This is a genomic window from Streptomyces bikiniensis, from assembly GCF_000716625.1.
Taxonomy (GTDB): Bacteria; Actinomycetota; Actinomycetes; order Streptomycetales; family Streptomycetaceae; genus Streptomyces; species Streptomyces bikiniensis.
Map to the genome: position 1 here is coordinate 1 of NZ_JNXJ01000022.1, position 14,562 is coordinate 14,562.

Annotated in this window: 11 protein-coding genes and 1 tRNA gene; 4 read left to right on the forward strand and 8 right to left on the reverse strand. The window is 68.6% G+C overall.

Translation table 11 applies throughout. From position 1 onward, the window contains the following. The coding region (locus OO47_RS18420; RefSeq protein ID WP_033209544.1) for a lysine N(6)-hydroxylase/L-ornithine N(5)-oxygenase family protein at window positions 1-1,408 on the forward strand (1,408 nt) is incomplete at its 5' end. Between the two features lie 8 nt (window positions 1,409-1,416). On the opposite strand, the gene OO47_RS18425 is transcribed toward OO47_RS18420, so the two are convergent. Continuing rightward, the gene (locus OO47_RS18425) at window positions 1,417-3,225 is read right to left on the reverse strand and encodes a bifunctional metallophosphatase/5'-nucleotidase (RefSeq protein WP_030205344.1); all 1,809 of its coding nucleotides are present in this window, start codon (window positions 3,223-3,225) and stop codon (window positions 1,417-1,419) included. 271 nt (window positions 3,226-3,496) lie between these two features. On the opposite strand from OO47_RS18425, the gene pyk reads away from it, so the two are divergent. Further along, on the forward strand, window positions 3,497-4,924 hold the full coding sequence (gene pyk, locus OO47_RS18430) for a pyruvate kinase (RefSeq protein WP_030205341.1): 1,428 nt from the start codon (window positions 3,497-3,499) through the stop codon (window positions 4,922-4,924). 48 nt (window positions 4,925-4,972) lie between these two features. Continuing rightward, window positions 4,973-5,734, forward strand: coding sequence for an isocitrate lyase/PEP mutase family protein (locus tag OO47_RS18435; RefSeq protein WP_030205339.1), 762 nt, complete (start codon window positions 4,973-4,975; stop codon window positions 5,732-5,734). An 81-nt stretch (window positions 5,735-5,815) separates the two neighbouring features. On the opposite strand, the gene OO47_RS18440 is transcribed toward OO47_RS18435, so the two are convergent. The 5 genes from OO47_RS18440 to OO47_RS18460 form a co-directional block, all read right to left on the reverse strand. After that, on the reverse strand, window positions 5,816-6,994 hold the full coding sequence (locus OO47_RS18440; protein WP_030205337.1) for an amidase domain-containing protein: 1,179 nt from the start codon (window positions 6,992-6,994) through the stop codon (window positions 5,816-5,818). Window positions 6,995-7,164: 170 nt separating this feature from the next. After that, window positions 7,165-8,451 (reverse strand): polysaccharide deacetylase family protein, encoded by a 1,287-nt coding sequence (locus OO47_RS18445; RefSeq protein ID WP_033209548.1) that lies wholly within the window; start codon window positions 8,449-8,451, stop codon window positions 7,165-7,167. A 54-nt stretch (window positions 8,452-8,505) separates the two neighbouring features. Beyond that, on the reverse strand, window positions 8,506-10,686 hold the full coding sequence (locus OO47_RS18450; RefSeq protein ID WP_033209599.1) for a transglycosylase domain-containing protein: 2,181 nt from the start codon (window positions 10,684-10,686) through the stop codon (window positions 8,506-8,508). Between the two features lie 327 nt (window positions 10,687-11,013). Then, a complete protein-coding gene (locus tag OO47_RS18455) occupies window positions 11,014-11,793 on the reverse strand; it encodes a helix-turn-helix domain-containing protein (protein ID WP_030205333.1) in 780 nt (259 codons plus the stop codon). A gap of 109 nt (window positions 11,794-11,902) precedes the next feature. After that, window positions 11,903-11,975 (reverse strand) — tRNA-Leu (locus OO47_RS18460). Window positions 11,976-12,075: 100 nt separating this feature from the next. On the opposite strand from OO47_RS18460, the gene OO47_RS18465 reads away from it, so the two are divergent. After that, the gene (locus OO47_RS18465) at window positions 12,076-12,735 is read left to right on the forward strand and encodes an ANTAR domain-containing response regulator (protein ID WP_030205329.1); all 660 of its coding nucleotides are present in this window, start codon (window positions 12,076-12,078) and stop codon (window positions 12,733-12,735) included. A gap of 81 nt (window positions 12,736-12,816) precedes the next feature. Here the strand turns inward: OO47_RS18465 and OO47_RS18470 are convergent, their stop codons facing one another. Both OO47_RS18470 and OO47_RS18475 read right to left on the reverse strand, forming a co-directional pair. Next, window positions 12,817-13,533, reverse strand: a complete 717-nt coding sequence (locus OO47_RS18470) for an ABC transporter ATP-binding protein (protein WP_030205326.1) — start codon at window positions 13,531-13,533, stop codon at window positions 12,817-12,819. Next, on the reverse strand, window positions 13,530-14,561 hold the full coding sequence (locus OO47_RS18475) for an ABC transporter ATP-binding protein (protein ID WP_033209552.1): 1,032 nt from the start codon (window positions 14,559-14,561) through the stop codon (window positions 13,530-13,532). Before OO47_RS18475 ends, OO47_RS18470 begins: the two co-directional genes overlap by 4 nt. Window position 14,562: the final 1 nt, after the last annotated feature.

Consider the following 14,562-nt stretch of genomic DNA (forward strand, 5'->3'; position numbering starts at 1 on the left):
CCCCCACGGACAGGACCCCGCCCCCGACCGCCCCCACGACCTCGTCGGCATCGGCATCGGCCCCTTCAACCTCTCCCTCGCCGCCCTCGCCCACGGCGTCCCCGGCGGCCTCTCCACCGCCTTCTACGAACAGCGCCCCGCCTTCCACTGGCACCCCGGACTCCTCATCGACGGCGCCACCCTCCAGGTCCCCTTCCTCGCCGACCTCGTCACCCTCGCCGACCCCGCCAGCCCCTGGACCTTCCTCAACTACCTGAAGAGCCGCGAACGCCTCTTCCCCTTCTACTTCGCCGAGAAGTTCCACATCCACCGCGCCGAGTACGACGCCTACTGCCGCTGGGCCAGCGAACGCCTCCCCGGCCTCCACTTCGGCCACCAGGTCGACTCCGTCCGCTGGAACCCCGAACGCCGCCTCTTCGAGGTCGACTACACCCAGCTCGACCCCGACGGCGAGACCGAGGCGCTCGGCCGCACCTACACCCGCAACGTCGTCCTCGGCGTCGGCACCGAACCGTACGTCCCCGAACCCCTCCGGCCCCTCGCCGACGCCCCCGGCGTCCCCGTCGTCCACTCCGCCGACTACCTCGCCCACCGCGAGACCCTCCTCGCCGCCGGACACGTCACCGTCGTCGGCTCCGGCCAGTCCGGCGCCGAGATCTTCCTCGACCTCCTGCGCGCCCGCCCCGCCGGGGCCGAGGGCATCCACTGGCTCACCCGCACCGAGGCCTTCGCCCCCATGGAGTACTCCAAGCTCGGCCTGGAGCACTTCACCCCCGACTACACCCGCTACTTCCACGCCCTCCCCGAGCAGGTCCGCGACGGCCTCGTGCCCCGCCAGTGGCAGCTCCACAAGGGCATCGACGACGCCACCATCACCGCCATCCACGACGAGCTCTACCGCCGCACCCTCCACGGCGGCTGGCCCGACGCCGTCCTCACCCCCGGCGTCCGCGTCCGCACCGCCGGCCGCGTCGCCACCACCCGCGTCGAACTGCACCTCGAACACGTCCAGCAGAACGCCCGCACCCGGCTCACCACCGACGCCGTCGTCCTCGCCACCGGCTACCGCGAACGCCCCCTCGACCGCCTCCTCACCGGCCTCGACCCCTACGTCCGCCACGACTCCGCCGGACGCCCCCGCGTCGACGAGCACTACCGCCTCGTCCTCGACCCCTCCGTCACCGGAGCCGTCCACGTCCAGAACGCCGAGCGCCACACCCACGGCGTCGGCGCCCCCGACCTCGGCCTCGCCGCCTGGCGCAGCGCCACCATCCTCAACGCGATCACCGGCAAGGAGCCCTACCCCCTGCCGCGCCGCACCGCCTTCACCAGCTTCGGCCTGGAAGCGCGAGAGGCGCCCGGCTTCCCGGCCCAGGGCCGGAAGCTGACGCCCCTCGTCCAGCACTGACGTGCGGATCAGAACACCGGCACGCCGTCCCGGGTCAGCTTCCAGTCCACCGACGCGAACCGCCCCGGGTCGACCGTCCCCTTCGCCTGCACCCACCGGATGATCGTGTTGCGGATCTCGTCCGAGTCCGCCCACAGCTGCGGCGCGTTCGCCACGTGCGGGAACGCGCCGCCGCCGCTCGCCCGGTAGTTGTTGACCGCGAGCACGAACTTCGCCGCCGGGTCCAGCGGCCTCCCCCCGAACGACAGGTTCACGATCCGCGACCCGGCCGGCTTCGCGATGTCGATCTCGTACGTCAGGCCCGACACCGCGTCGTAGTTGTAGTCCGGCGTGCCGTCCGCGTTCGTCAGCTTCGCCGTGTCGACCGGAGCGCCCGCCGGGGTCCGTACGTAGTACCGCGCCGAGAACTCCAGGTAGTCCTTCAGCTGCGCGCCCGTCAGCAGCCGCGCCTCAAGGGTGTTCTCGAACGGGTACAGCCCCGCCGCGTCCTTGATCGTGATCTGACCGGCCGGAATCCGGGCCGTGCGCGAGAAGCAGGACGCCTGCGACAGCACCGGCAGACCCGCGTGGGCACCGCCGGCCAGCGCCGCCTTCACCGTCTCCGTCTGCACCACGTTGATCAGGTCGATGACCGGCTCGTCCTTCCATGGCGCGTCGGCCGTGGTCATCGCCCCGGTCGAGGTGCCGATGACCTGGTTGACGTACGCGACCACCTTCCGGTGCTCGTCGGAGAGCAGCCGCACGATCTTCCGGTCCTCCTCCACCGTGTTGGAGTTCAGGACCTGCGCGCCGACCTTCTCGACGCTCCAGCGGCCCCGCTCCCACACCAGGTCGAAGTCGAAGAGGGTGAGCCGCTGGCCCCACTTCAGCGGCTCGGAGAGCACGACCTCCTTGCCGGTCTCCTTGTTCGCGACCCGGTACTCGGGGATCTCCGTGTGCGCGTGCCCGACGAGGATCGCGTCGATGCCCGGCACCTGCTCGGCCACGAGCCCGGCCGCGTTCTCGACGTACGGCAGCTGGTCACCGTACGAGGACGTGCCGCTGGAACCGGAGTGCGCCGACACGACCACCACGTCCGCGCCCATCGAGCGCAGCTTCGGCACCCACTTCGCCGCCTGCTCCTCCAGGCCCGGGAAGACCATCTTCCCGCCGACGTTCGCCTTGTCCCAGATCGCGATGCCCGGATTGGTCAGACCGAGCACGGCCACCTTCACGCCCCGGCCGCACGGCGTCCGCAGCCGGTGCATGCTGTACGGGGCGAACGCCGGCCGCAGCGTCTTCGCGTCGAGCGCGTTGGCACCGAGCAGCGGGAAGTCGCACTGCTCCTCGAACTTGCGCAGCACCGGGATGCCGTAGTTGAACTCGTGGTTGCCGAGGGCGGCGGCGTCGTAGCCGATGGCGTTCATCGCCTGCGCCATCGGGTGGACCGGGCCGCGGCGCGCGGTGATCGGGTCGACCTTGGCGTAGTAGTACGACAGCTGGGTGCCCTGGATGGTGTCGCCGGCGTCGATGAGGAGGGTGTTGCGCCTCCCCTTCTCCTTCCGCACCCGCTCGACCAGCGTGGAGATCTTGGCGAGGCCGACGTCGTTGTGCGCCTTGTCGTCGAACTCCTTGTCCGTGAAGTAGTCCCAGTTGAAGACGTTGCCGTGCAGATCGGTCGTCCCCATGACGGTGAAGGAGTACCGCACGGCCGGCTTCGGGCGGTGCCCGTGCCCGGGTCCGTGCGCCTCGGCGGGGGCGACGGCCCCGGCGGTGAGGGCGGCCCCGGCCCCGACGGCCACGGAGCCCTCCAGGAACGTCCGGCGGTTCAACGGCATGTGCTTCTCCTCGGTTCAGTGGCGTCGTTCAGGTGCACAACGCGCGTAGATTCTGGCCCAGGAGGCCCCTCCGCAACAGGTCTCGCGGGTTACGGAGTGGAAAAGTGTTCGATGCGCACGGGCCGGAAGCGCCCGGAAAAGAAGCCGAAAACGCTCATCGGAGCACCCCGGCGCACAGATTCAAGTATTGTCAACAACCTTTCACGGAAAGGACGTTGAGTAGTCATGGCAGCCCGATTCACTACTCACGGGTAAGCCCTAGGCTCGTCCCATGCGCCGAGCGAAAATCGTTTGTACCCTTGGGCCCGCCACCGAAACATACGACCAGATCAAGGCATTGATCGAGGCCGGAATGGACGTGGCCCGCCTCAACCTCAGCCACGGCACCTACGCCGAACACGAGGAGCGCTACCAGCGCGTCCGCAAAGCCTCCGACGAAACCGGCCGCAGCGTCGGCGTCCTCGCCGACCTTCAAGGCCCGAAGATCCGCCTCGGCCGCTTCCGCGAAGGCCCCGTACTCCTTGAACGCGGCGACGAATTCACCATCACCGTCGAACCCGTCGAAGGCGACCGCCACACCTGCGGCACCACCTACACCGGCCTCGCCGACGACGTCACCACCGGCGAACGCATCCTCGTGGACGACGGCCGCGTCACCCTCGAAGTCACCGCCGTCGACGGACCCCGCGTCCGCACCCGCGTCATCGAGGGCGGCATGGTCTCCGACCACAAGGGCCTCAACCTCCCCGGCGTCGCCGTCTCCGTCCCCGCCCTCTCCGACAAGGACATCGAAGACCTCCGCTGGGCCCTGCGCACCGGCGCCGACGTCATCGCCCTCTCCTTCGTCCGCAGCGCCCGCGACATCGAGGACGTCCACCGCGTCATGGACGAGGAAGGCCGCCGCCTCCCCGTCATCGCCAAGATCGAGAAGCCCCAGGCCGTCGAGAACATTGACGAGATCGTCGCCGCCTTCGACGGCATCATGGTCGCCCGCGGCGACCTCGGCGTCGAAATGCCCCTGGAACAGGTCCCGATCGTCCAGAAGCGGGCCGTCAAACTCGCCAAGCGCAACGCCAAACCGGTCATCGTCGCCACCCAGATGCTCGACTCCATGATCGACAACTCCCGGCCCACCCGCGCCGAGGCCTCCGACGTCGCCAACGCCGTCATCGACGGCACCGACGCCGTCATGCTCTCCGGCGAGACCAGCGTCGGCCGCTTCCCCGTCGAGACCGTCCGCACCATGAGCCGCATCGTCGAAGCCGCCGAAGAGGACGTCCTCGCCAAGGGCCTCCCCCCGCTCACCGAACGCAACAAGCCCCGCACCCAGGGCGGAGCCGTCGCCCGCGCCGCCGCCGAAATGGGCGACTTCCTCGGCGCCAAGTTCCTCGTCGCCTTCACCCAGTCCGGCGACACCGTCAAACGCCTCTCCCGCTACCGCTCCCCGATCCCCCTCCTCGCCTTCACCCCCGACCCCGCCACCCGCTCCCAGCTCAACCTCACCTGGGGCGTCGAAACCTTCCTCGGCCCCCACGTCGACTCCACCGACGCGATGGTCGCCCAGGTCGACGAAGAACTCCTCCGCATCGGCCGCTGCGCCAAGGGCGACATCGTCGTCATCACCGCCGGCTCCCCGCCCGGCGTCGCCGGCTCCACCAACCTCGTCCGCGTCCACCACATCGGAGAGCCGCTGACATAGCCCCGCGCCCCCACGTTGCACACGGCGATCCGGGGGTAGCGTCCCGGCATGGACCTTCGCACCACCACCGAGCGCGCCCAGCGCCTCAAGCAGCTGCACGCCGACCACAAGCCGCTCGTACTGCCGACCGTCTGGGACGTCTGGTCCGCACGGACGGCGGCCGACGCCGGATTCCCCGCACTGACCATCGGCAGCCACCCCCTCGCCGACTCCCGGGGAGCCGACGACCACGAGGGCCAGACCTTCGAAGACGTCCTCGCCGCCGTCCGGCCGATCACCGCCGCGGTCGACGTCCCCGTCTCCGTCGACCTGGAGGCCGGCTACGGCCAGAAGCCCGCCGACCTCATCGCCGGCCTCACCGAGGCCGGCGGCGTCGGCCTCAACATCGAGGACACCGTCCACTCGGACGGCGGACGCGTACGCGACACGCAGGAACACGCGCACTACATCGCCGACCTGCGCGCCGCGGCCGACGCCGCGGGCATCCCCGTCTGGATCAACGGCCGCACCGACCTCTTCATGCACGCGGACGACCCCGCCACCGCCCTCGACCAGGCGATCGAACGCCTGCGGGCCATGGAACGGGCCGGCGCCGACAGCGTCTACCCGGTGGGCATCCAGGACGACGACGACCTCCTCACGGCGGTCGTCGGCGCCGTCACCGTCCCCGTCAACTCCACGGCCCACCCCGTCAAGCACGACCTCGCCCGCTTCCGCCGCCTCGGCGTCGGCCGCGTCACCTATGGCCCCCTGCTCCAGTTCGCCCTGACGGACGCGATGAAGGACCTGCTGAAGCCCTGGGCCCCCTAGAACCCGCCCGCGGAGACCGAACGCCACCGCGCCCCGCGTCCGTCGGGACGCGGGGCGCGGTGGCACGGGGTGCGGCCTCCGTCAGGTGCGGTAGGCGTAGTACGCGGCGTTCGGGTAGGACGAGATGATGCTCGTCACCGACCGGCGCAGGGTGTTGGTGGAGTGGTACGTCAGATACGGCACGCCGTTCCGGCGCGACGTGACGATCATCGTGTGGTCCTTGGACCCGTCCTTGTTGAAGTCCACCTGGAGGACGTCACCGACGTCCAACTGGTAGACGTTCGCCAGACTGGTGGTCCGCTTGGAGTTCTGCGCGAACCAGGACCACTCGTTGACGCCGATGAAGGAGTGCGACTGGATGTCGGCGGTCCCGAACCAGCGCGTGTAGTCGTACACGTAACCGGGCACGTGCTTCCAGCCGCCGGCCTTGAGGGACTGGCTGACGAAGTTGGTGCAGTCGCCGCCCGCGCCCGCCCCGTTGAAGTTGGGGTAGGCCGGGTTGTACTTGCTCCAGTACTTCTCCGCGTACGCGGCCATCGCCTTGTAGTCGTACTCGCCGCCCGTGAGCTTCTTGGGAGCGGCCGGTGGACGCTTGGTGATGGCGGCGCGGGGAGCCGACGGAGTGGTGGTGGTCGTGGCCGCCACGGTGGCCGTCATCGGCTGGGCGAGCTGGTTCACCGCGAGGTAGCCGTCACCGGTCTCACGGATCTTCGTGAGCTTCCAGGAACCCTTCTTGTCCGCCTTGAAGGTGAGCTCGTGACGGGCCTGGAAACCGGTGGTGCCCGGCTCGCCACCGGTGACCTTCGCATAGGTCAGCGTGGTGTTCTCGGTGACCGCGACGACGGCGGTGCGGCCCTTGACGTCGGTGCGGTCCAGAGTGACCGTGGTGCTGCCGGCGCTGTACTTCTCGCCGTTGCCCGCCAGCCGGTTCCTGCGGTCGTCCAGCTGCTTCCGGGCGGTGTCCTCGGTGCGGCCGATGTCCGAGGAGAGCTCCACCTCGCCGGAGAAGCCCTTGGCCAGGGCCTTCCTGCCGCCGCCGTGACGCGGCTGGTCGACCAGGGCGTTGGTGCGGTCGGTGAAGACCGCGTCGGCCAGGCTCTGGAAGGCGGCCCTGGTCTTGGCGTCGACCTGGGGCTCGGCCGCCGTGGAGGCGCCCGCGTTCCAGTTGGGCAGCAGCGCGGCACCCGCGACGGCCGATGCGGCGGCCGCCGTGAGTATCGAAGCCCGTCGTCGAGTGTGCTTCAGTTTTCTTGATTTCACTGGCGTTTCCCCTTCGCCCCCGACGCAGAACGGCCGAGGTAAGCGGCATTTTTACACGCCCTGTGCAGCTCTTGTGAAGGAGGTGGCGCCCTCGGAACGGGCGGACCGCCGAACCGGCGCCCCACGTGCTACCGCACGGTCACCGGCCACCCGCCCCCGGGCCGCCCCGGTCACTTCACGACGCTGGACCAGTCCGGCGACTGGGCCGGATCCAGACTGCGCAACCGCTCCAGCGTGGAAGGCTTCTGCACGTCCATCCAGTCGGCGAGCTCCCTGAAGGACACGCACTTGACGTCCTTCTTGGTGCACACCTCCTCGATCATCCGGTCGACGGCCTTCATGTAGATGCCGCCGTTCCACTCCTCGAAGTGGTTGCCGATGAACAACGGGGCACGACTGCCGTAGTACACACGGTTGAACCCCGCCATATAGGTGTCCAACGTCTCCTGCTGCCACTGCGGATACATGGCCGGATCGCCGTCGGTCTCACCCTTGGACTGGTTGTAGAGGAAGTTGAAGTCCATCGACAGACCCTGGTACTTGCCCCCCTCGTACGGGAGCATCTGCAACGGGAAGTCCCATATGCCGTTCTTCTTCTTCGGCCATATCTGGAAGTCACCCGCGGAACTGGCGTCATAACGCCAACCGAAACCCTTCGCCGCCTGAAGCAGATTGGCCTGGCCCTCCAAACAGGGAGCACGACCACCGACCACCTCGCGACGGATGTCGAACGGCAACGGCGCCAGGTCCGTCCTACCCGTGTTGGTCTTCCACTTCTCCACGAAGCCGTAGAACTGCTCGATCTCGCTCTTCCACTCCGACACGCTCCAATCGCCACCCCCCTTCGCACCACAGAAGTGCCCGTTGAAGTGGGTACCGATCTCGTTCCCGTCCTTCCAGGCCCCGGCGAGCTGCTCCAGAGTCGTATAGACGTGCTCGTCCGTGGGAAAACTGATGGCCGCACTGCCCCGCTCGTGCTGCGGCGGGTCGTACAACTCCTTCTTGCTCTTCGGCAACAGATAGATGCCGGTCAGGAAGAAGGTCATGTGGGCCTTGTGCCTGCTGGCCATCTCCCGGTAGTGCGCGAACAACCCGTCGTCACCCTGCAGGGCACCGTCCCAGGAGAAGACGACGAACTGCGGCGGCTTCTCACCGGGCTTGAGGGGCCGCGCCTCGAGCTGCCCCTTCTGCGGACCGGTATAAGAAGTCGAACCGTCACCGATCACCTCGACCCGACCGTCCCACGCCGCCTCCCCCGAGGCCCCGGGCAACGGCTTCTGCGACGCGCCACCCGCCACGGACCCCGCCGGGGCCGCACCGTCCCCGCCGGACAGCACCAGATAACCGGCGAGGACGGAGACGACGACGAGAAACGCCGCCACCGCGAGCACCCCGGCACCGACGGGGAGACGGCGGCGCGCGGGAGCCTTGCGGCGACGACCCGACGGTTTGTTCATCTGCGGCTTCATCCTTCGAAGGCGGAAAGCGGACGGCATCGAACGCGAAGGCGGTCAGCCGGCATGACCCAGGGCCCGCGCCCAGACGCGATACGGAACACTGTCGGCGGCCGTACCGCCCAACCCCTCCAACGGCAGGGGCTCAAGACTCCTGGCCAGATCGATGCGGTAGACGACGACCGCCGTGGACACCTTCTTCTCGGTGCCCACGTACCAGGCGGCGGTGTCGTCCTCGGTGGTGCCCACCTTCCCCGCCACCGCGCCGCCGGCAGCCGCGGCAGCCCCCGGATGGGCCGCACGGAAGGCATCGGTCAGAGCCGACTGCACCGCCGCGGCGGTCTCGACGTCCACCGCCCGCCGCGCACCCGGAACGTCCACGGCCACCTCATGACCGTTGCGGGTGACCTTGAGAACGGCGTACGGCTCGGTGTGCCGGCCCTCCGCGGCGAACGTGGCGTACCCACCCGCCATGCGGATGGCACTGGGCGTCGAACTGCCCGCGGACAACGCGGGCACCTGGGCACCCAGACTGGAGGGCAGCAACCCGGCCGCCGCGGCGGTCGCACGGACCTTGTCCAGACCGGTGTCCATACCGAGCTGCATGAAAGTCGTGTTGACCGACAGCGCGAGCGCCCGGTGCAGCGATATCCGCCCGTAGGACCGCCCGCCGTCGTTCTTCGCAGCCACCTTCCGGCCACTGCGGTCCCAGTACGGCCCTTCCGGCGTGGTGACCGGCACCCCGTCGTCACCGGGGTACAACGTCTCGCCCGTCACCCGCTCGGGAGCACCGTCCCGACTCTTGCGCACCCCGTGCTCCAGAGCGGCCGCGTACACGAACGGCTGGAACGCCGACCCCGCCCGCACCGTGGTCGCATTCGACTCGTTGTAACCCTGCTTGCGATGGTCGGGACCGCCGTGAATGGCCAGGATCCGCCCGTCGGCGGCCACGGAAGCAGCACCGTAATGAACATGCTTCGCAGCCCCGGGATTCTTCCTGCGCGCCTCGTCCCGAGCCTTGTTGACGGACTTGGTGAGCGCATCCACACGCTTCTTGTCGAACGTGGTGTAGATCTGATAACCACCACGGTCGAAATCCTTGTCGGAGATGTGCGCCGCCTTCTTGGCGTACTGGGTGGCGAGCTCCACCAGATAATCGCTCTGCTCACCGGTGTTGTAGAGCGGATTGCTCTCCAACGGCTCCGGGAAATCCCGGTAACCCGCCCGCTCCTCCGGCGTCAGCCTGCCGATCTCCACCATCCGGTCGAGCGTCCACCGCCACCGCTCCACCGCACGCGCCCGGTTGTTCGCACTGAGCGTCGGATCGTACAACCCGGCCCCCTTCAGCAGCGAAGCGAGGAAAGCCGCCTCACTGGCGTTCAGCCCACTGACGTCCTTGCCGTAGTACGCCTGCGCCGCACGCTGGATCCCGTAGGTGCCACGACCGAACCAACTGGTGTTGAGATAACCCTCCAGGATCTCGTCCTTGCTCATCTTGTTGTCGAGCTTGAGGGCCATCATGGCCTCGGTGAACTTGCGGCTGTAGGTCTGCTCCTGAGTGAGATAGACGTTCTTGACGTACTGCTGCGTGATCGTCGAGCCGCCCTGGGTACTGCCCTGCCCGACCGTCCGCAGGACCGCACGGCTGATCCCCTTGAACGAAATGCCCGGATCGCTGTAGAAACTCTCGTTCTCGGCCGCGAGCACCGCCCAGCGCACGTCCTCGGGCACGTCCTCCAGCTCCACCGCCTGCCGCTGCACCCAGCCCGTACGCGCCATGGGCGTCCCGTCGGCCCAGAAATAGACGTTGTCCTGCTGAGTGGCGTAAGAGTTCAGGTTCTCCGGAATGTCCGTGACGGCATACGCGAAGGACAACGACAGGAAACCCAACCCGAACGAGGCGAGAACCGCACCCCCGGTCTGCCGCCAGGAGGGCACCCAGCGCTTCCAGCCCGCCCGCCCGGGCCGGGGATAACGCGGCCGCACACGGCGCAGCCAGGACCCGAACACCACGGCGACGGCGACGAGACGGGCGACGAGCGTCGACTCGGGCGCCTTCCGCCGACGCCCCGCACCCGTCCGACGGGACGCACGGGAACCGGAGGAAGCCGCCGGGGAAGCCGCCGGGGAACCGCCGGACGATCCGGCCCCTTCCGGATCTCCCGCAGCGGAGGGCGCGCCGGCGACCCCCTCACGCCCCCCGCCGGGTATCCCGCCCTCGGGTATGCGGAGCTGCATGGTCTCGTTGGGAAACAACCCCTGCCCGAGGAAACGCCCGGCCCCCGGGGACCCCGGCTCCGAGGCGTCCTCGTCGCCACCCCGCGCGTGCCCTCCCCGCCCCGTCTCGGTCACGACCGGCCTCCCTCCATGCTCCCCGTTGTGCGCGCAGGCAGGCAGTACGGATGCAGGAGGGCTTGATCCGGTTGCCGTTACGGCGGTCGCAAACCCTGACTCCCCCCGACCCCACGTGACCGCGGCGCCCCCAAATTACCAGCGCCCTTCGCACGATCTCCACGGGGTGTTCGGACGAATCGGTCACACCGGGATCGGTCGAGACCTGCCTTCTCAGCCCTTGGGCCCCACATGAAGATCCATGAGCGCGACGGAGGTCCTGCGGGCGACGGAGACGTTGTAGGGCCTCCCGCCGCGACTGCAGTGCGTCCACTCGACGCCGAGCCGGTCGAGGGTGCCGGTGTAGAGCCGCCGGATGTCGTCCGAGACGTTGGTGAAGAAGTACCGGGGGTACTCGTACCGCTTCCGCTCGCCGTTCACGACGCGGGTGGTCCAGTTGGTGATCCGACACCCGTCGGAGTGCACGAGCCCACGAACGAATTCCCAGGGGTGCGCGTCGACGACTTCCTGCTGCCAGGATTCGAGGACGATCGCGCGTTCGTGCTTCTTGCCGGGGCCGTGCTGGGGAAAGAGGCATTTCCAGTGCTTGGTGTAGGACTTCACCTCGGTGCACCCCTGCCTGGTCCTTCGCCGAATGGTCGGCAGGGGCATCACTCTGCGCATCGCCGCCTCGGTGGCGTCGATCAGCATCGGCCACGAAGTACTGCAGAAGATCGACAGGTGGTGTTGCTTGGCCCTCGACGTGATGTGGCCGTCGCCGAGGTAGAGCCCCAGGAGGTAGGCGTACGCCGGTGCGTCGAGCGCACTGTCCGTGCACCGGGTACAGTCCGTGGGCCGCTCGAATCGGACGCCACGCTTCCGGCGATCTTCGGACAGCCACCAACCGACCGTGCCCCGTGGCACGTTGAGCCGTTCAGCGACTGCCCGGTTGGTCAAGCCCCGGTGGAGGAGTGCGAGTGCTTCTTCGCGAATCGAAGGATTGTGCTGCTCCATGACGGCAGCCTTGTCGAACCGCAACCCGTATGGACGAAGCCGAAGAGATGTTCACTGTGACGAGTGAAGATCAACAGCACCCTTGGAGTCCTTGGAATCGAAGGTAGAGTGCCCCGGGTGGGATTCGAACCCACGCTGTATGGTGTTTGAGACCACTGCCTCTTCCGCTGGGCTACCGGGGCATCCTTCGAAACGAAGGTCATTGGCAACCTGCTGTGCCTCAAACATACAGGACCTAGGTAGGCTCATGTAGCAGTAGCTGCCCCGCAACGAGGAGCCCCCGTGACCGCCCCCGAGTCGCCCCAGCCCGCCGACGACGCCGAGGCGCCGCACGTCCCGCCGCTGACGACCCGTGTCGTCATCGCCGAGGACGAGGCCCTGATCCGCCTCGACCTCAAAGAGATGCTCGAGGAAGAGGGCTACACGGTCGTCGGCGAGGCCGGGGACGGTGCCAAGGCCGTCGAGCTCGCCCGCGAACACCGCCCCGACCTCGTCATCCTCGACGTCAAGATGCCCGTCCTCGACGGCATCTCGGCCGCCGAGAAGATCGCCGGCGAGTCCATCGCCCCCGTCCTCATGCTCACCGCCTTCTCGCAGCGCGAGCTGGTCGAGCGGGCCCGGGACGCCGGCGCCATGGCGTACCTGGTGAAGCCGTTCAGCAAGAGCGACGTGGTGCCGGCCATCGAGATGGCGGTCTCCCGGTTCGCGGAGCTGCGGGCGCTGGAGAAGGAGGTCGCCGACCTCTCCCAGCGGCTGGAGACCCGCAAGCTGGTGGACCGGGCCAAGTCGATCCTGCAGACCCAGTACGGCCTGACGGAGCCGGCCGCGTTCCGCTGGATCCAGAAGACGTCGATGGACCGCCGCATGTCGATGCAGCAGGTCGCGGAGGCGGTCATCGAGGACGCCGAGGAGAAGAAGGCGGCCAAGGGCAAGGAGCAGTAGCTCCGCTTCGTACGGCAGAGGAGAAGGCCCGCCCCACGGCACTGTGGGGCGGGCCTTCCGTCTCGGTGCGGGCGGGGAGGGTCAGTCCTCGCCGAGGTACGCCTTGCGGACCGACTCGTCGTGGAGCAGGTTCTGCCCCGTGCCCGAGAGCACGATCTTGCCGATCTCCATGACGTGGCCGTGGTCCGCCAGGGCGAGTGCGGCCTGGGCGTTCTGCTCGACGAGCAGGATGGTGGTGCCCTGGGCCTTCAGCTCGGCGATGGTGGCCATGATCTTCTGCATCATGATCGGGGAGAGGCCCATGGAGGGCTCGTCGAGCATGAGCAGTTTGGGCTGGGACATCAGGGCCCGGCCCATGGCGAGCATCTGCTGCTCGCCGCCGGAGAGCGTGCCGGCGGCCTGCTTGCGGCGTTCGCCCAGGATGGGGAAGAGGTCGTAGGCGCGCTGGACGTCCTTGGTGATGCCGGCACCGTCCTTCCGGAGGAAGGCGCCGAGGAGGAGGTTCTCCTCGATCGACATCCGGGGGAAGATGTGCCGTCCCTCGGGGGAGTGGGCGAGGCCCAGCGAGACGATCTTGTGCGCGGGGATCTTGCGGAGGGACTTGCCCTCGAACTTGATCTGGCCGCCGACCGGCTTGAGGAGGCCGGAGAGGGTCCGCAGGGTGGTGGTCTTGCCGGCGCCGTTGGTGCCGATGAGGGTGACGACCTCACCGGCCTCGACGGAGAAGGAGATGCCCTTGACGGCCTCGATCTTTCCGTAGGCGACGCGCAGGTCCTCGACTTCGAGCAGTGCGGTCATGCGTCGTTCTCCTTGCCCGAAGCAGGGTCGTGCGGGGTGTCCTCCGAGGGCTTCTCCGAGGACTTCTCCGAAGGCTTCTCCGAGGGCTTCTCCGGGGATTTCCCGGTGGTCTCCTTCGGAGCGGCCGCCTCTTCCGGGGCGCCGGCCTCGGTGGCGGGGGCCTTCGGGGTGCCGGCCGGGGCCGGGGTGTCGGCCGGAGCGTCGGTCGGGGCGTCGCCCTCGATGGGTTCGCCCAGGTACGCGGCGATGACCCGCTCGTCGCTCTGGACGGTCTGGCTGTCGCCCTCGATCAGCTTCTGGCCCTGGACGAGTACGGCGACCCGGTCGCAGAGGTTGAAGATGAACCGCATGTCGTGCTCGATGACGAGGACGGCGATGCCCATGTCCCGGATGGCGAAGATGAGTTCCTCGGCGGCCCGGGTCTCCTGCGGGTTCATGCCGGCGGTGGGTTCGTCGAGGAGGATCAGGCCGGGGTCGCTCGCGAGGGCGCGGGCGATCTCCAGCTTGCGCTGTTCGCCGTACGGGAGGTTCTTGGCGAGGTGCTGGGCCTTGTCCTGGAGGCCGATGAACTCCAGGAGTTCCATGGCCCGCTTCTCGGAGGCCGCTTCGGCCTTCTTGAAGCCGGGGCCGCGGAGGAGGGCGGACCAGAGGCCTTCCTTGGTGCGGGTGTGGCGTCCGACGAGGACGTTCTCCAGGACCGTCATGTTGTTGAAGAGACGGATGTTCTGGAAGGTGCGGGCGATGCCGGCCGCGGTGACCTTGAAGGACTTCGGCGGCAGGACCTGGCCCTTGTAGCGGACCTCGCCCTCGGTGGGGACGTACAGGCCGGTGAGGCAGTTGAAGAAGGTGGTCTTGCCGGCGCCGTTGGGGCCGATCAGACCGACGATCTCGCCGCTCCGGACGGTCAGGTCGACGTCGCGGACGGCGGTGAGGCCGCCGAAGCGCATGGTCACGCCGCGGGCGTCGAGGACGGTCTCGGGGGTGGCCGGTTCCGTGGTGGCGTCGGCCTTGGTGGTGGTGGTCGTCATG